Below are 17,794 nucleotides of genomic sequence, written 5' to 3'. Positions count from 1 at the left end.
TCGGTCGAAATACTTGCAGAAATAGCGGGTCTAAGCATCGAAAAATCGCTTCAAGCATTGGTAGAACGTTTTCCAGGGGAAATTATATTTTCAACGAGTTTTGGCTGGGAAGATCAGGTGATTTCTCACATCATTTTTACTAATAAATTAGATATTAAAGTGTTTACGCTTGAAACAGGGCGATTATTTCCAGAGACTTACTATGTCTGGAACCGTACAATTGAGCGTTATGGCGTAGCAATTAAAGCTTATTATCCTCATACAGAGCAAGTTGAAAAAATGGTTTCTGAAAAGGGCCCATCTAGTTTTTATGAATCGGTAGCCAATAGAAAGGAATGTTGCGGAATCAGAAAAATTGAACCTCTCAAACGCGCCTTAGCTGGAAATTCTTTATGGATTACAGGTATTCGAGCTGAGCAATCGCCTAACCGTGAAGATATGCATGCAGTGGAATGGGATGCCGCGAATGGATTACATAAATTTCATCCCATTTTTAATTGGACGCTGAAGGAGGTTAAGGATTATATTAAAACCTATAATATTCCGTACAATCCATTGCATGACAAGGGCTTTCCAAGCATTGGATGTGCGCCGTGTACCCGTGCAGTGAACGAGGGTGAAGATTTTAGAGCTGGACGTTGGTGGTGGGAAGATCAGGATAAAAAGGAATGTGGTTTACATTCTTCCTAAGTAAAATTGATAATCTCATGCGTTGGCATGAATAATTAAAATATGAATAAACAAGACACTACTTATTTAGACCAGCTGGAGGCTGAAGCGATTTTTATTTTGCGCGAGGTTGCCGGACAGTTTGAAAGGCCGGCTCTCCTTTTTTCTGGTGGGAAGGATTCGATTACATTGGTTAGACTTGCTGAGAAGGCTTTTAGGCCAGGTAAATTCCCATTCCCATTGGTTCATATCGATACGGGACATAATTTTCCTGAAACCATTAGCTTTAGGGATGAGATGATTGCTCGTATTGGCGAGAAATTGATTGTAGGGCATGTGCAAGAGTCGATTGATCAAGGGAAGGTAATTGAGCAGACAGGCAAGAACGCGAGCAGGAACGCCCTGCAAACAGTCACCCTGCTTGATACGATTGCCGAAGCTAAGTTTGATGCTTGTATTGGTGGTGCTCGCAGAGATGAGGAGAAGGCAAGGGCGAAAGAACGTATTTTTTCTGTGCGTGATGAGTTTGGTCAATGGGATCCGAAACGCCAACGTCCAGAATTATGGAATATTTTCAATGGAAAGATTCATCCAGGTGAAAATGTGAGGGTTTTTCCAATCAGTAATTGGACGGAACTAGATGTCTGGAATTATATTCGTAGAGAGAAGATAGAGCTGCCTTCTATTTATTTTGCGCATCAAAGGGATGTGATTACGCGTAATGGTCAGTTAATGGCTGCTGCCGATTGTTTGAATATGGATGCGGAGGATAAAATTGAACGTAAAAATGTTCGTTTTAGAACGGTTGGTGATATGACTTGCACAGCTGCTGTGGAATCGGATGCAGATCAAATTGATGCTATTATCGAAGAGATTAAACAATCTAAAATTAGTGAAAGAGGAGCCCGAATGGATGATAAAGTGTCGGAAGCTGCCATGGAAGACAGAAAGAAGGGAGGCTATTTTTAATATGGATTTACTTAAATTTTTTACCGCTGGTAGTGTAGATGACGGCAAAAGTACTTTAATTGGTCGATTACTTTACGATAGCGATTCTATTCTTGCTGATCAACTCGAAGCTTTACAACAGTCGAACCGTAAAAATGATGATGGAACGATTGATTTGGCTATTTTAACCGACGGACTAAAAGCCGAGCGTGAGCAGGGGATTACCATTGATGTGGCCTATAAATATTTTCAGACGGAACGTCGTAAGTTTATAATTGCCGATACTCCAGGGCATATTCAGTATACGCGAAATATGGTTACTGGAGCATCAAACTCTGACTTGGCCATTATTTTAGTTGATGCTCGCAATGGAGTGGTAGAGCAAACTATTAGACATTCTTTCTTGGTATCTTTGCTAGAAATCAATCATGTGGTAGTATGTATCAATAAAATGGATATGCTTGATTATTATGAAAATACGTTCAATGTTATCCGTGAGGCTTATGCTAAAATTGCTCAGAAATTAAAGCTTAAGGAGGTGACTTATATTCCTGTTAGTGCTTTGAAAGGCGACAATATTGTGAATAAATCCAATAATATGCCTTGGTATGATGGAAAGAGTCTTTTGGATCATTTGGAAAGCATCGCAGTAAATGAGGATAAAAAATCTTCGAAAGCAAGAATGCCAGTCCAGTGGGTTATTCGTCCTCAAACGGATGAATTACACGATTATCGTGGATATGCGGGTAGGGTTTTAAGTGGAAGCTTCCGCATTAACGATAAAATTACCGTGTTTCCTTCGGGCATAAAATCTGAAATTTATAAGATTGAAATCAATATGCAGGAACAAGATGTGGCGTCAGTTGGCTCATCCGTTACCCTTCATTTAAAGGATAATATTGACATTGGCAGGGGTGATATTTTGGTGAATTCTGACCATGAACCTGCCGTTTCTCAATCTATTGAAGCCGATTTATGCTGGATGGATACCAAAGTGCTCGACCCTTCGATCACGTACCTTTTACAGCATAATAGTAAGCTTACTAAATGTAAAATTCTAGAAATTCTTTATAAAGTGAATATCAATACCTTGGAAAAGGTCGATGCTGATAGCTTCCAATTGAATGACATTGGGAGAGTTAGTATTCGGACTGCCGAGCCACTAGCTTTTGATCTATATCAAGAGAATAAACTGAATGGTGGGGCTATTTTGATTGATCCTCGGACAAATCTGACTGTTGGGAGTTTGATGTTTCGTGCGAATGCTGAGTAAATTCTTTAAATTGCGCAAAAATAGAAGATTGTGAAAGTAGAATTAAAGAGAGTAAATGATGCAGTGCACTTTGAAGCATCGGCACCTTCATCAAGCGTAAAGGTTCATATTGATGGATCACCAGAATTGGGTGGCGAAGGTTTAGGTGTTAGGCCCATGGAAATGGTTTTGATGGCTTTAGCTTCATGTAGTGCTTTGGATTTGGTATCTATTTTGAAAAAACAAAAACAAGACCTTAAAGATTTTTCAGTGACTGTAGAAGGCCAGCGTAGAGAGGAGTTGCCACCAGTATTCACTAAAATCGACATGGCTTTTACCCTAAAAGGGAATATTGATCCAGCCAAAGCTGACCGTGCCGCCGAATTAGCAGTTAAAAAATACTGTTCAGTGCATGATATGCTTGTTGCTGGTGGAGTAGAAATTAATTATACGATTGATATCGTAAAATAAAGGCAAAGTATTAATATAATCATTTTTTTTGATATTTCAAAGGGGCAATTAGCCCCTTTTTTATTGTTTAGGCTTGGTTTTTGCAATTGTTATATGACCTCAAAATTACATGTTTAAACATCTATTTTTCTATATTTTTATTTTGAAATGAATTATTTAATAAAAAATATAAAATATGGATTCAGCAGTAAAAACAAATTGGCTTATCGACCCAATGTATTCGGAGGTGTACTTCCCTGATTAGAGTTGACCGGTTTTAGTCAAATTATTTAAGTGTTTTTGTAGTAATCTTCCTTTATAACGAAAATTTAATTTTCTTTATAATTAGGGTTAGTGAACTTATTAAAAATATCTTGACTCCAGAGTTTAGGATTTTCTGTGATATATTTATTTATGAGATCATATTTTCTGGAATCATGAACAATTCGATCATGAAATGACCTTTGCCACGAAAAAGAGTAATTGCCTGCCAAATGTATTGATTTTGATGTGGTGGTTTTAAATGCTCCTATTAATGATGAAACGGATTTTATTTTCGGTAGGGACAGGTCGCGACCTGTCCTATTTATGGGTGAAGTGGACAGGTCGCGACCTGTCCCTACGGCGATTTCAAATAAAATATGTACATGGTTGGGCATAACTACGGAATTATGTAAGGAAATATATGGATACTGTTTTTCTAACCATAAAATTTGATTTTGAGCAATTAATCCAAATTCGTTTAAATCCATCACATCATTTATCACTTCTCCAAAATGATGAACTCTTCCTTTACAGCAAGATGTTATGAAATAAATCCCTTCACTAGCATAATTGAAATTTTGTTTTCTGTTACTTTTTCTAGATCTCATCATTGGAAATTTTAATCATGTAATGCTTTTTGTATTTGTGCATTTGCATGTAAGAAAAGGTAGAAAAAACATTTTTAGAAAAATTCGATTTTTTAGGGATCGGAGTAGATCTTTTAGGGAACGGTTATGCATTCGCGCCGTAGGGACAGGTCGCGACCTGTCCTCTTCAAAAAACAAATATATTTAATCGTATATGTTGTTGGTGTAGATTACGATAGATATCAAATAAAATTATTTGCAATTAATATGGCTGGAGGACAGGTCGCGACCTGTCCCTACAATTCGCCCTCCCACCTCATCCTTCGCCAATTGCTCTTTCAATTCATCCAAGGAATTGAATTTTTGGTCGTCACGCAAATATTTCAGGAAATTTAAACGGATGGTTTCACCATAAATATCTTCGTTAAAATCAAAAATATTGACTTCGATATTTCGGCTCATGCCATTAATTGTGGGTCGGTGGCCGATATAAGCCATACCTTTGGCGCTTTTATTTTTTAATTGTCCACTTTTGAAATCTACGCTGACGGCATAAATACCATCACTTGGAATTAGCTTATAGCTTTCTTCAATGAATAAGTTTGCGGTTGGGAAGCCTATTGTTCTTCCAATTTGGTCACCTTTAATAACTTTTCCACTGAGGTGAAAGGGATAGCCTAGAAAACTTTCGGCTGTTTTTACATCGCCGCTAAGGAGTGCATTTCTGATTTTTGTGGAGCTAATGGCCACATCATCAATATCTTGCTCTGGAATCTCCTCAACTTCATAACCAAATTCCGATGCATAATTCTGTAGTTCTGCTAATCCGCCACTCCGATCTTTACCAAAACGATGGTCATATCCAATAATGATATGGGTGGTGCCAATTTTTTCTACGAGAATATCTTTTATATATTCTTGCGGATTTAAATTGGAGAAATCGCGGGTAAAAGGAGTGATTATTAGGTGATCAATACCTAAGCTCTTCATTAATTCCGCTTTTTCGTCCATCGTGCTAATCAGCTTGATATTCAAATCATCGGGGTGTAATATCATCCGCGGATGCGGAAAAAAAGTGAGAATTACAGTTTCTCCACCTTTTTGTTGAGCAACTTCTTTTAGTCGGCTGATTATTTTTTGATGCCCAATATGAACCCCGTCAAAAGTGCCGATGGTTAGCACCGCATTTTTAATCTGCTTAAATTCGTCGATGTGGGTATAGATTTTCATATTGCTGATGGCAGGCAAAATTAAATATTATTTTAATGTTACCTGTTCTTTCAATTGGCGTATGTGATTTACGAGTTCCATCACTTCAAATGCATTATTTACATGATATTCCCCGCTTTTTGTCCGGCGTAATGCACTCAAATAAGCCACATTACCCATTGCTCTACCAAAGTCATGCACCAAAGAACGAATGTAAGTCCCTTTGCTACAAACCACTCTAAAGTCGATTTCGGGAAGCTCAATACGTGTTATTTCAAATTCGCTTATACTAACCCTACGGGTTTTTAATTCCACATTTTCTCCTCTACGGGCTTTGTGGTAAAGGCGCTCACCGTCTACCTTAATCGCAGAATGTGCGGGTGGGTATTGATCAATATCGCCAAGAAATTGCGGAGTATTTGCCTTAATCATATCCTCACTAATATGGCTGATATCGAATGTTTCATCCACTTCTGTCTCCATATCATAAGATGGCGTTCCTGCTCCCAATATCATTGTACCGGTATATTCTTTTTCTTGAGCTTGAAATTCATCAATCTTTTTGGTGAACTTTCCAGTGCAAATGATCAGTAATCCAGTGGCAAGAGGGTCTAATGTACCTGCATGTCCAACCTTTAATTTCAAGGGTTTAAAGGAGTTTCTGATTTTTCCTACTACGTCAAAGCTTGTCCATGTGTAGGGCTTATTGATAAGAAGCATCTCTCCTTCAGCAAAATTGAATTCCGGGAATTCTTTTTCCTTATTCTCCTCCATTAGATAACGTGAAGATCATATCCCGAAAGAAGCAAAATAAGAATAATGCCTCCAACAATGATGCGGTACCAACCAAACAGGCGGAAGCCCTTAGTTTGCAAGAAGGTAATAAAATATTTGATGGCGAGCATGGCCACAATAAATGCAACTACATTTCCAATAATTAGAAGATTTACTTGCTCACTACTAATTTCGAATCCGTTTTTATAAAAATCGTATAACTTCTTGCTTGTTGCTCCAAACATGGTAGGAACAGCTAGAAAAAATGAAAATTCTGCTGCCGCTTTTCTTGTTAGTCGCTGCGACATTCCTCCAACAATAGTAGCGGCAGAACGGGAGGTTCCAGGTATCATAGAAATACATTGAAACAAACCAATTTTTAACGCAGTATTATAAGAAATGTCATCTGGGTTGTCGATGCTGCCATCTTTAAACCACTTGTCTACAAATAAGAGGATGATGCCACCAATAAGGAGGGCAATGGCAACGCCTAGGGGACTTTCGAGCAATTGGTCGATTTTATCGCTTAAAAGGAGCCCGAAAAATACAGCAGGAAGAAATGCTACTAAAAGTTTAAAATAGAAACCTACTGATTGAAAAAAATGCTTGAAATAAAGCACAATTACTGATAGAATGGCACCCAATTGGATTGCAACCGTGAAAAGCTTTACAAATTCATTCGATTGAATCCCCATGATAGAAGACCCAATAATCATGTGTCCGGTAGAAGATACCGGCAAAAACTCAGTCAGGCCTTCAATAATGGCCAGAATGATCGCCTGAAATAGATTCATTATTTTTCTTGTGCGGGTTTTTTAAGAATTGCCACAAAACCTAATCCGAAGCCTGCTAAGACAACAATAGGGGCGAGGACAATCTTTCTGAACTCGTAAATATCAGTTTCACCGATCATCAAAATAAATCCGCTAACAACCAATAAAATGCTTAAAATTAACAAGCGATAATTTGTTTTTCCGAAAACGAATGTTTCGTTCTGACTTTCTTTTGTGGGTGTTGTTTTTTGTGTCATTATTTATAAAGATCGTAAATTTTTGAACGTAAGAATTTGCTCACTGCAAAATAGGTGCTAAGGCCTGAAATTAATATGCCTAAGATAATTACCCCGAAAAAGACCATGCTAAATTCAAACCAATCACGAAGGATAATCATTTCAGGAACTTGCTGCTGAGCCACATAAAGTGTGATGAGCAATAAAATAATCGCTATAAGCGCACCTAAAAGTCCGTGGACAATTCCAATACTTAAAAATGGCTTACGGATAAAGTTTTTTGTTGCCCCCACCAGTTGCATACTTTTTATAAGGAAACGCTGCGAATAGATTGCTAATCGGATGGTGTTATTTATCAAGGCAACCGCAATCATCAATAAAATCGCTGCAAAGGCTAAGATGACTAATCCGATTCCCTGAATATTTTGATTTACCATGTCAATCAATGATTTTTGATAGACAACCTCCTTAACTAAAGGGTTTTTATTGATTTTTGCAGTAAATTGTTGAATACTTTCATTATTGGCATAGTCGGCCTTTAAATACACATCTATTGATGATAAAAGTGGGTTGTATCCTAGAAAATCGACAAAATCCTCTCCCAAATCTTTGGTTAAATTTCGAGCTGCTAATTCTTTACTAACATATTGTGTTTTTAGAACATAGGGGTCTGAATTCAATTGCTTTTGCAGCGCAGTGATATCTACTTCTTTAGCTCCTTCATTCACAATAATGTTAAGTACAATATTCTCTTTAACATATTTGGAAAGGTTTTTTGCATGAACCAAAATCAGTCCCAATAAACCCGTCATCAATAAAACCAAAGCAATACTAATTACGGTAGAAACGTAAATAGTTTTAGTTTTTCGGCTTGAGTTGCTACTTTCAAATTCTTCCATGAGTAAATTTTATGGTACTAAAATAATGATTTCAGCTGTAAAGGTAAATAATATGCGTTTATATGACCTTATTTAGCCGTTAAACTTTGTTAAAAAAAAATAATTAGCCCTTAAACTGGTCTGAAATGGAATTTGATGATGCTTTCCATTCCAAAAAACCGTAGATTTTAGTATTTTTGCGACTTATAATTTAACAATGGATTATCAATTTAGAGATATAGAAAAGAAGTGGCAAAAATTTTGGGCCGAAAATCAAACTTTTAAAGTTGAAAATTCTTCGGAAAAACCAAAATACTACGTTTTGGATATGTTTCCTTACCCTTCAGGTGCAGGTCTGCATGTTGGACACCCACTAGGTTATATTGCTTCCGATATTTTCTCAAGATATAAACGTTTAAAAGGATTTAATGTTTTGCATCCCATGGGATACGATTCTTTCGGATTACCTGCTGAACAATATGCCATTCAAACAGGTCAGCACCCTGCAATAACTACCGAGACTAATATTAATCGCTATCGTGAGCAGCTTGATAATTTGGGTTTTTCATTCGATTGGAGTAGGGAGGTAAGAACCAGTGATCCAGGTTATTATAAGTGGACTCAATGGATATTCATGCTTTTATTTAATTCTTGGTATAACCTTGAAAGTGATAAGGCAGAAAATATAGAGGAGCTCATTAAGAAATTCGAGAAATCGGGTTCTTCTGGATTAAGAGCGGTTTGTGATGACGATGTGGAGAGCTTTAGTGCTCAAGAGTGGAATTCGAAATCTGATAGTGAAAAGCAGAAAGAAATTTTAAAATATCGCCTGACTTATTTACGTGAAAGTACGGTGAACTGGTGCCCTGCATTAGGGACTGTTCTTGCCAACGATGAGGTGAAGGATGGTTATTCGGAGCGTGGTGGTCACCCCGTTGAGCAAAAGAAAATGATGCAATGGAGTATGCGTATTACCGCCTATGCAGATCGTTTAATTCAGGGTTTGGATCATATTGATTGGCCAGATCCGCTAAAGGAAATGCAACGTAATTGGATTGGTAAAAGTGTGGGTGCATTAGTGCGTTTCGAGCTAGTTGGAGATGCTTATATTGAGGTATTTACAACTCGTGTAGATACATTATATGGGACAACTTTTCTGGTATTAGCTCCTGAAAATGAGCTTGTTGAAGGATTGACTACTGAAAGTCAAAAACAAGAAATCCAGAATTATATTGCGCAAACGAAAAAGAAATCGGAACTCGACCGCATGGCGGATACCAAGACGGTCTCGGGTGCCTTTACCGGAAGTTATGCCAAGCACCCAATTAGCGGAGAAGCAATTCCGGTTTGGATTGCTGATTATGTACTTGCTGGATATGGAACCGGTGCTGTAATGGCTGTGCCTTCTGGTGATCAACGCGACTGGCTTTTTGCAACAAAATTTGGATTGCCAATCATTGCTATCTCTGATGCTCAAGTAGACCTAGATGTGCAAGCAGATCCTACAAAAGAAGGTGTTTATATCAATTCTGGTATTGTAAATGGCCTAAAATATAAAGAAGCAACAGCAAAAATGATTGCTAAGCTGGAAGAATTAGGTGCAGGAAAAGCTAAAGTAAATTTCCGCTTACGCGATGCAATTTTCGGTCGTCAGCGTTATTGGGGCGAACCTGTACCCGTTTATTTTAAAGATGGATTACCTTATTTAATCGCCCAAGAGGATTTACCACTTGTATTACCTGAAGTAGATAAATATTTGCCTACAGAAAGTGGAGAGCCACCTCTAGGAAGAGCAGAAAATTGGAAATATAAGGGAGAGCTTGAATATGAGCTGAGTACCATGCCTGGATGGGCAGGATCAAGCTGGTATTGGTATCGATACATGGCATCCCAAGAAGATAGAAATAAGGATGGTTTTGCTCCAAAAGATGCTATTTCCTATTGGAAGGATGTGGATCTTTATATTGGAGGATCTGAACATGCAACCGGACACTTATTGTACAGTCGTTTTTGGAATAAATTTTTGAAAGACTGGGGATATGTAGTTGAGGAAGAGCCATTTAAAAAATTGATTAACCAGGGAATGATCCAAGGAAGGTCAAATTTTGTGTATCGTATCATTGATGGAGATGGGCGTGGGACTAATAAATTTGTATCCTATGGATTGAAATCTGATTATACCACTTCGGCACTTCATGTGGATGTGAATATCGTGCAAAATGAAATTTTGGATTTGGAAAAGTTTAAAGATTTCCGACCAGAATTTGCAAATGCTGAATTCATTCTTGAAAATGGTAAATACATCTGTGGCGTAGAAGTTGAAAAGATGTCGAAATCTAAATTCAATGTGGTTAGCCCAGATGATATCGTAGAACGCTATGGTGCCGATACCTTGAGAATGTACGAAATGTTCCTCGGTCCGCTTGAGCAAAGTAAACCTTGGAATACCAATGGTATTGAAGGAGTTTTTAAGTTTTTACGTAAGTTCTGGAAACTTGCCCATGACGATGATTTTAATTTCAATGTGTCTGATGATGAGCCTTCTAAAGCTGAATATAAGGCATTGCATAAAATCATCCGCAAGGTAGAAGAGGATATTGAACGCTTCTCATTCAATACTTCGGTTTCAAGTTTTATGATTTGTGTGAATGAGTTAACCGACCTAAAGTGTAATAAAAGAAAGATTATTCAGGATTTAGTAATCGTGCTTGCCCCTTATGCACCTCATATTACTGAAGAACTTTGGACCTTATTAGGAAATGCGCCAGGTACGCTTTCGGTAGCTAATTACCCTGTATTTAATCCGGAATATCTAGTTGAAAATGAGTTTTCTTACCCAATTTCGGTCAATGGCAAGACTAGAATGAACTTGAATATTTCTTTGAGCTTGAGTCAGGCGGAGGTAGAAGAGATTGTGCTATCAAATGAAGATCTCCAAAAATACTTAGAAGGCAAAAATCCAAAGAAAATTATTTTCGTTAAAAATAAAATAATTAATATAGTTATTTAAATTATATGTAAAAATTGAGGGTGAAGATATTTTCATCCTCAATTTTTTATTACAGTATAAATGGCTAATGTATTTATGCTGAAATTGATTTTACCTTCAATTAACAATTGAAAATCCAATTGTTGTAACAAAGCGCGTATTTTCGCGACTAATTTCTATAAAACCAAATAAATGAAATACATTTTACTAATACTGACCTTATTAACGGGTATCAATTTTGCTTCGGCACAAGGCATGGGTGGCGGCGCAGCAGCTGCTCCGGCTATAACTGGTAGAATAACAGGTACTATCATAGATTCACTAACATCAAAGCCAATTGATTATGCTACTGTTTCTTTAGGCAGGACAGGATCAACTAAAACAACGAATGGTTCATTAACAGATGAGAAGGGAGCCTTCAAAATAGATAAAATTGCGGCAGGAGTTTATCGTGTTACGATTGCCTTTTTAGGATATCAAACTAAAATTATTGATTCTGTAAAGACTACGCCAGCTAAGCCGGATGTAAATTTGGGACGTATTCTTTTATGGCCAAATCAAAGCATGCTGAATGAGGTGGTTGTTACTGGAACTACCCCAATTATAGAGAACAAAATTGATAAATTGGTGTATAATGCCGAGCAGGATATTGCTATTGCTGGTGGAAATGCAACGGATGTACTCCGAAAAGTCCCTTTACTATCAGTTGATTTCGAGGGAAATGTATCACTCCGTGGGAGTCAAAATGTTCGGGTATTAATTAATGGTAAACCTTCAGGTGCCATGGCAAATAATATCGCCGATGCATTAAAAGCCATCCCAGCTGATCAGATTAAAAATGTGGAGGTAATTACTTCACCATCAGCTAAGTATGATGCAGAGGGGACTTCCGGAATTATTAATATCATCACTAAAAAGAATAATTTAGCAGGTGTGAGTGGTTCAGTAAATGGTGGAGTAGGTACTCGCCAGAACAGCGGAAACCTAAATTTAAACGCAAAAACTGGTCGCTTAGCCCTTACCGCCAATGGAGGAGGTTATTACTCATGGCCACAAACAAGTATTCTTACGTTCAACCGTTCAAATACAGATGCAAGTCAGATTGTTAGTCAAAATGGGGAGAGTAAAACCGATCGTCTTTCGGTAAATGGCTCATTAGGAATGGATTATGATTTCAATAGTTTTAATTCGATCAGTTCCAATTTACGTATGACAGGAATGAGTAACGGAGCGGATGGTTTCAATTTGAATCAAAACATGTTCAATGGTGCTGCGGTGAATTTCACTCGTTTAACCGATAATTCGACGAAGATGAACGGAATTGATTGGAGTAGCGATTTTCTGCATAAATTCAAAAAGAAGGATCAGCAAATTTCTGTAGCTTATCAGTTTACCAATAGTGTGCAGAATAATGATTATTCTACTGATTTTTCAAATACTATTATTGATGAGTATGGTAATAATGATGCCGATAATTCAGAAAACACCATTCAGGTAGATTATACCCATCCTTTTAAGAAGGTAACTTTCGAAACGGGTGTTAAAGGTATTTTGAGAGATATTGTGAGTGATAATCAAACTAGAAATTTTAATTCAACTACGAGCCTATTTACACCAATTTCTGCTCGTACTTATGTGTACGATTATAATCAGAATGTGTACTCAGCATATGCTACATTTGGCTTTACATTGGCCAAAAAGTATGGTATTAGAGCTGGTGCTCGATATGAGGGGACAGAGATACAGGGTGATGCAAGATCTTTAGGAGCTGCTGCTGCACCTTTCAACAGTAATTATTATAATTTGGTTCCAAGTTTTGTGATTTCCAGAACATTTAAAAATTTCTCAACCGTTAAATTTAGCTATAATCAGCGTTTACAAAGACCGAGTTTATTTTACTTAAACCCATTCTTGAATAGTGCAGATATCTTTAATCAATCGCAAGGGAATCCAGAATTAAGGCCAGAATTGTCGCATAATATTGAGTTCAACTATTCTATGTTTGTAAAAACCTCAGTTTTAAACGCATCGGTTTATTATCGTCGTACCAATGATATTATTGAAAGTTTTGTGATACCAATTACAGTTGTAGATCCAAGTTCAGGATCAAATGCAGTAGGTTCTAAAACTACTTTCCGAAATGTAGGTAATAATAATTCGCTTGGGTTTAATTTCTTCGGTCAGATTAACCCGATTAAGCCACTTACCCTAAGAGGTAATTTCAATGCCTTTACTTATGATATCAATACGAATAATACGGTAGCTGTAGCGAATGCTAATTTGTCTACTCAGTTGATTTATAACGGATTTTTCATGGCTTCCTACGTGTTTCCTAAGGGATTAACCTTAGAATCATTTTTGATTACTAATTCGCCACGTCGGACTGCCCAAGGCAAGAATCCATCATTTAATATGTGGAATATTGGTATGAAGAAGGAAATTATGAAGAAAAAGGGAAGTATCGGTTTAACCATTATCGATCCTTTTAATGAAAGAAAGAACTTCCGTTCCAGCATTTTGGGGGCCAATTTTACTCAGGCAAGTAATTTCTCCATTCCTTTCCGTTCATTCGGGACAAGCTTTAGCTACCGTTTTGGTAAGATGACTATGCAAGCTCCAAAGAAGAAGCGTGGTGTTAGCAATGATGATTTGAAGCAAGGTGAACAAAATATGGGTAATCAATAAAAAATAATTTTTTTAGATAAAAAGGCTGGGTGCATTGCATCTGGCCTTTTTTAATATTTACATTTGTTGAAATGTCAAGTATGCCTCATCAAAGAATAATTTCCCTTTTGCCTGCAGCAACTGAAGTAATCTGCGCTTTGGGTTTAGAACATCAATTAATTGGAAAATCTCATGAATGTGATTATCCTTCAAGTATTGCTAATTTACCCATTTGCTCATCTGCAAAATTTATTTCAGGGTCTAGTAGTGCCGAAATTGATAGTCAAGTTAAGGAGATTTTATCCGATTCGCTTTCCATCTATCATATTGATAGAGATCTAATTAAGCAATTGGCCCCTGATGTAATCATCACCCAGGCACAATGCGAGGTATGTGCAGTAAGCCTGAACGATGTGGAGCTAGCATTGAAAGATCTATTGGAGAAAGAATGCCGAATTATTTCCTTAAAGCCTAATGGTTTGGATGATGTTTACAAGGATATTCAGCTAATGGCGAATGAGTTGGGGGTGCCCGATGCGGGTCTAGAATTAATGGAATTATCCGAAGAACGAATTAATATTATTCGTCATAAGCTTAAATTTATTAGTGAAAAACCTAGTGTGGCTTGTGTAGAGTGGCTTGCTCCAATGATGATTGCTGGCAACTGGACTCCCGAAATTGTAGAAATTGCAGGTGGTGTGCCTGTTTTAACGCAATCAGGGAAGCATTCATCCTATGTTAACTTTGATGATATTGTACAATGTAATCCAGATATCTTGGTCATTATGCCCTGCGGATTTTCAATACAAAGAACATTGCAAGAAATAAATTTATTGATTGATTTACCTGGCTGGTCGGATCTTAAGGCGGTTCAAAATCAGAAGATATTTATTGTAGATGGGAACCAGTATTTTAATCGTTCGGGACCAAGAATGACTGATAGTATTGAGATTATGGCCGAAATTATTAATCCTAAGCAGTTTATATTCGGCTACGAGGGTAGTGGATGGTTACAATTTAAAGTATAAAGATCTGGCAATTTAAATTGCCAGATCTTTGAATTTCATTAAAATTCAAGGAAGTTAGTAATTTGTTGGTCGACAAATTTTACGGTATCTTCTAAAAACAAATCGCCATTTTCATTAAATTCTTTTCCGATTGAAGGAATATGAATACGTAATGGTAAAACATGCAGGTTGATATAGTGACAAATCCCGGTTAAATGCTCAATTCCACGAACATTACCATATTTCCCAGTTGAAAGTCCCACAAGTGCTACTTTCTTTCCGAAGAAGCTATCAGGGAAAGTACAAGCATCAATAAAAAGCTTTAGGATACCAGGGAAGCTGCCATTATATTCAGGGGCAATGAAAATAAATTTAGAGGTAGCAGAAATTTTATTTTGAATACTTTGGAACGCTTCGCTACGTTTACCGTATAAGTCTGTATTGATAAAATTGTCTGGCAAATCCATTAGTGAAAAGATCTCAGCTTCAGCACCTTTAGCTAAAATTTGTTTTTTGTAGTATTCGGAAAGCTTAAGTGAATTGCTACCTTGACGGTTTGTACAGGATATAATTGTTGTCATTTTTATTAATTAGATGTGCAAAACGAAAATCGCTCAGCGGTGTAAATTGTTTTATTTTGTATCTTCGCTTTTTAATTTAAGTAGATTTAGCAAAAGTAGTCTTTTGGTCTGCTTTGATTAAAATTTCAGGCTTTTTTAATATCACATATTTGTAATTATTTTTTATATGGGCAAAATCATTGCATTAGCTAATCAAAAGGGAGGTGTAGGTAAAACTACTTCTTCAATCAATCTCGCAGCTAGCTTAGCTGTACTTGAATATCGTACTTTACTGGTTGATGCAGATCCGCAAGCAAATTCAACATCTGGAATTGGATTTGACCCACGCAGTATTAAATCTAGTATTTACGAGTGTATTATCAATGAGATTAATCCTTCAGAAGCTATCATCAGTACAGATACCCCATTTTTAGATCTTTTACCTGCTCATATCGATCTTGTGGGTGCTGAAATTGAAATGATCAATATGCCAGATCGCGAGTTTAAAATGAAGGCAGTGCTTGAGAAAATAAAGGATAATTACGATTTTGTAATCATTGATTGTTCTCCTTCATTAGGTTTAATAACCATTAACTCATTAACTGCTGCTGATTCAGTAATTATTCCTGTACAATGTGAGTATTTTGCATTGGAGGGATTAGGGAAACTCCTAAATACCATTAAAATTGTTCAGAGCAGATTGAATCCTAATCTTCAAATTGAAGGCATTCTTTTAACCATGTATGACGTCCGACTCCGTTTGTCGAACCAAGTTGTAGAAGAAGTAAAGACCCATTTTGAGGAGCTTGTTTTTGAAACAATTATTCAAAGAAATACCCGATTAAGTGAGGCACCAAGTTATGGTATCTCTGTAATTATGCATGATGCGAGTAGCAAAGGCGCCATAAATTACCTTAATTTGGCAAGAGAGATTATTAAGAAAAACGGAATGGCTTCAAAGGAAGAAGCTGAAAAACAAGTCTCAGCGTAATATGATCTACCAGAAAAAAACCGGTTTAGGCAAAGGATTAAAAGCATTACTTGATGATTCTGATTTGCCGGAAAATAACCGTCAGCAGATAAGTAATGACAAACCCTCTTTGGGATCTATTAGTTTTGTACAGATTGATCAAGTTGAGGTAAATCCATTTCAACCTAGGACAGAATTTGATGCGGAGGCTTTAAAGGAGCTATCTGATTCAATCAAGTTACAAGGATTAATTCAGCCGATAACTGTTAGGCAAGCAGGTCAAAATTCTTATCAGCTAATCTCAGGTGAACGTCGTTTGCGTGCATCTAAATTAGCTGGTCTTAGAGAGATTCCGGCTTATATTCGTACGGCTAACGACCAGCAGATGCTGGAAATGGCTCTTATTGAGAACATTCAGCGTGAAAATTTAAATGCCATTGAGGTTGCCTTGAGCTTTCAGCGAATGATTGATGAGTGTAACTTAAAACAAGAAGAGCTTGGCGACCGAGTGAGTAAAAATCGCTCTACCGTAACCAATTACCTTCGTCTCTTAAAATTACCTCCAGTTATTCAGGCATCAATACGCGATAGAAATCTATCTATGGGTCATGCACGTGCTTTAATTTCTGTAGAGGATTCTGATAAACAGCTTTATATCTATCAGGAGATTATGAAGCATGGGCTATCAGTCCGTAAGGTGGAAGAATTAGTTAGCCAGATCAAAGCATTAGGCAAAGAAAAGGAAAAGAAAAGCTCAAAATCTGGTGGAATTTCTTTCCAATACATGAAAATTCAAGACGATCTTGCTTCTAAATTTAGCACAAATGTTAAATTAAAGGTTGGAGATAAGGGTAAGGGTTCGATAGAAATTAATTTCATGTCGGATGAAGATCTTTCCCGCATCTTGGAAATGTTAGATTGGTAATGTACACTAAAATCCTTTTTGGGTTATTGTTGATGTGTTTTTTGGCGCACGGGCAAGCTTTTTCACAAATTGTGGACGCTAGTTCTGCTCGTCAAGACACCAGCAAAAAAGTAATAAAAAAAGAGCCTGTAGTAAAAGATTCTGCTCGTCTTGCCATTGAAGCTATGCCACGTCGTGCTGCTTTAAATTCAGCTTTGCTTCCCGGTCTCGGACAAATTACTAATAAACGCTGGTGGAAGGTACCATTGGTTTATGGTGGTTTTGTTGGGATAGGCCTTGTTTTTGAGTTTAATCAACGTTATTATAAAGTTTTTTTGAAGGAGGCTCAATTTAGGCAAGAAAACCCGGGGAAGACACAAAATCCGCTTTATGCGCGTTTTACAACAGAGGGAATAATTAGTATTAAAGATTCTTACCGCCGTAATCGTGATCTTTCTGTCCTTGGGGGATTAGGATTCTATGCAATAAATGTCATTGATGCCTACGTAGATGCAAAATTTTTCAGGTTTGATATCTCTGACGATCTATCAGTAAAGGTGAGTCCGAGTTTAAATCAAGGTCCTATTCATGCCTCGGGTGTTAGTCCGGTGCTAGGCGTCAAGCTAAAAATTGTCCTATGATTCAGAAACATAAAGTTGC

17 protein-coding genes are annotated in these 17,794 nt (G+C 37.2%); 10 read left to right on the top strand and 7 right to left on the bottom strand.

The features are described from left to right. The first annotated feature begins 9 nt into the window (after nucleotides 1–9). The 4 genes from ACIQ0D_RS06330 to ACIQ0D_RS06315 are packed head-to-tail and all read left to right on the top strand — an operon-like array spanning nucleotide 10 to nucleotide 3,340. Nucleotides 10–690, top strand: a complete 681-nt coding sequence (locus ACIQ0D_RS06330) for a phosphoadenylyl-sulfate reductase (protein WP_395803860.1) — start codon at nucleotides 10–12, stop codon at nucleotides 688–690. A gap of 42 nt (nucleotides 691–732) precedes the next feature. Further along, nucleotides 733–1,638 carry a sulfate adenylyltransferase subunit CysD gene (cysD, locus tag ACIQ0D_RS06325; RefSeq protein WP_395803858.1) on the top strand — a complete coding sequence of 302 codons (906 nt, stop codon included), beginning with the start codon at nucleotides 733–735 and terminating at the stop codon, nucleotides 1,636–1,638. Nucleotide 1,639: 1 nt separating this feature from the next. After that, nucleotides 1,640–2,890, top strand: coding sequence for a sulfate adenylyltransferase subunit 1 (locus ACIQ0D_RS06320; protein ID WP_395803856.1), 1,251 nt, complete (start codon nucleotides 1,640–1,642; stop codon nucleotides 2,888–2,890). Nucleotides 2,891–2,920: 30 nt separating this feature from the next. Continuing rightward, complete coding sequence (locus ACIQ0D_RS06315) at nucleotides 2,921–3,340, top strand: OsmC family protein (RefSeq protein ID WP_395803854.1); 420 nt, start codon at nucleotides 2,921–2,923, stop codon at nucleotides 3,338–3,340. A 308-nt stretch (nucleotides 3,341–3,648) separates the two neighbouring features. Here ACIQ0D_RS06315 and ACIQ0D_RS06310 read toward each other — a convergent pair whose 3' ends face one another. From ACIQ0D_RS06310 to ACIQ0D_RS06285, 6 genes are all read right to left on the bottom strand, one after another. Continuing rightward, nucleotides 3,649–4,194, bottom strand: a complete 546-nt coding sequence (locus ACIQ0D_RS06310) for a transposase (protein ID WP_395803852.1) — start codon at nucleotides 4,192–4,194, stop codon at nucleotides 3,649–3,651. A gap of 228 nt (nucleotides 4,195–4,422) precedes the next feature. Next, on the bottom strand, nucleotides 4,423–5,400 hold the full coding sequence (locus ACIQ0D_RS06305) for a bifunctional riboflavin kinase/FAD synthetase (RefSeq protein ID WP_395803850.1): 978 nt from the start codon (nucleotides 5,398–5,400) through the stop codon (nucleotides 4,423–4,425). A gap of 27 nt (nucleotides 5,401–5,427) precedes the next feature. Further along, nucleotides 5,428–6,153 carry a tRNA pseudouridine(55) synthase TruB gene (gene truB / locus ACIQ0D_RS06300; RefSeq protein ID WP_395803848.1) on the bottom strand — a complete coding sequence of 242 codons (726 nt, stop codon included), beginning with the start codon at nucleotides 6,151–6,153 and terminating at the stop codon, nucleotides 5,428–5,430. Next, nucleotides 6,153–6,947, bottom strand: a complete 795-nt coding sequence (locus ACIQ0D_RS06295) for an undecaprenyl-diphosphate phosphatase (protein ID WP_395803846.1) — start codon at nucleotides 6,945–6,947, stop codon at nucleotides 6,153–6,155. The genes truB and ACIQ0D_RS06295 overlap by 1 nt, the downstream gene beginning before the upstream one ends. Continuing rightward, on the bottom strand, nucleotides 6,947–7,183 hold the full coding sequence (locus ACIQ0D_RS06290; RefSeq protein WP_291403721.1) for a DUF3098 domain-containing protein: 237 nt from the start codon (nucleotides 7,181–7,183) through the stop codon (nucleotides 6,947–6,949). The genes ACIQ0D_RS06295 and ACIQ0D_RS06290 overlap by 1 nt, the downstream gene beginning before the upstream one ends. Continuing rightward, nucleotides 7,183–8,061, bottom strand: a complete 879-nt coding sequence (locus tag ACIQ0D_RS06285) for a cell division protein FtsX (RefSeq protein ID WP_395803844.1) — start codon at nucleotides 8,059–8,061, stop codon at nucleotides 7,183–7,185. Before ACIQ0D_RS06285 ends, ACIQ0D_RS06290 begins: the two co-directional genes overlap by 1 nt. Nucleotides 8,062–8,257: 196 nt before the next feature. On the opposite strand from ACIQ0D_RS06285, the gene leuS reads away from it, so the two are divergent. From leuS to ACIQ0D_RS06270, 3 genes are all read left to right on the top strand, one after another. Beyond that, nucleotides 8,258–11,050 (top strand): leucine--tRNA ligase, encoded by a 2,793-nt coding sequence (leuS, locus tag ACIQ0D_RS06280; protein WP_395803842.1) that lies wholly within the window; start codon nucleotides 8,258–8,260, stop codon nucleotides 11,048–11,050. Nucleotides 11,051–11,221: 171 nt separating this feature from the next. Continuing rightward, nucleotides 11,222–13,714 (top strand): TonB-dependent receptor domain-containing protein, encoded by a 2,493-nt coding sequence (locus ACIQ0D_RS06275; RefSeq protein ID WP_395803840.1) that lies wholly within the window; start codon nucleotides 11,222–11,224, stop codon nucleotides 13,712–13,714. A gap of 80 nt (nucleotides 13,715–13,794) precedes the next feature. Then, nucleotides 13,795–14,721, top strand: a complete 927-nt coding sequence (locus ACIQ0D_RS06270) for a cobalamin-binding protein (protein WP_395803838.1) — start codon at nucleotides 13,795–13,797, stop codon at nucleotides 14,719–14,721. Nucleotides 14,722–14,759: 38 nt separating this feature from the next. Here ACIQ0D_RS06270 and ACIQ0D_RS06265 read toward each other — a convergent pair whose 3' ends face one another. Further along, entirely contained in the window at nucleotides 14,760–15,281 is a 522-nt protein-coding gene (locus ACIQ0D_RS06265; protein ID WP_395803836.1) for an NADPH-dependent FMN reductase, read from the bottom strand. Between the two features lie 166 nt (nucleotides 15,282–15,447). Here ACIQ0D_RS06265 and ACIQ0D_RS06260 point away from each other — a divergent pair, with 166 nt between their 5' ends. Genes ACIQ0D_RS06260 through ACIQ0D_RS06250 form a run of 3 tightly spaced genes read left to right on the top strand, consistent with a single transcriptional unit; the run spans nucleotide 15,448 to nucleotide 17,775 of the window. Then, complete coding sequence (locus tag ACIQ0D_RS06260; RefSeq protein WP_395803834.1) at nucleotides 15,448–16,251, top strand: ParA family protein; 804 nt, start codon at nucleotides 15,448–15,450, stop codon at nucleotides 16,249–16,251. 1 nt (nucleotide 16,252) lies between these two features. Further along, entirely contained in the window at nucleotides 16,253–17,155 is a 903-nt protein-coding gene (locus ACIQ0D_RS06255; protein ID WP_395803832.1) for a ParB/RepB/Spo0J family partition protein, read from the top strand. Next, nucleotides 17,155–17,775, top strand: coding sequence for a DUF5683 domain-containing protein (locus tag ACIQ0D_RS06250; RefSeq protein WP_395803830.1), 621 nt, complete (start codon nucleotides 17,155–17,157; stop codon nucleotides 17,773–17,775). Before ACIQ0D_RS06255 ends, ACIQ0D_RS06250 begins: the two co-directional genes overlap by 1 nt. The last annotated feature ends 19 nt before the right edge of the window (nucleotides 17,776–17,794 follow it).

Origin of the sequence: Daejeonella sp. (genome assembly GCF_044342615.1) — a bacterium.
In the GTDB taxonomy this organism is placed as follows: Bacteria; Bacteroidota; Bacteroidia; order Sphingobacteriales; family Sphingobacteriaceae; genus Daejeonella.
The sequence above is the reverse complement of the archived record's forward strand: the minus strand, read 5'-3'. Positions and strand labels throughout refer to the sequence as shown.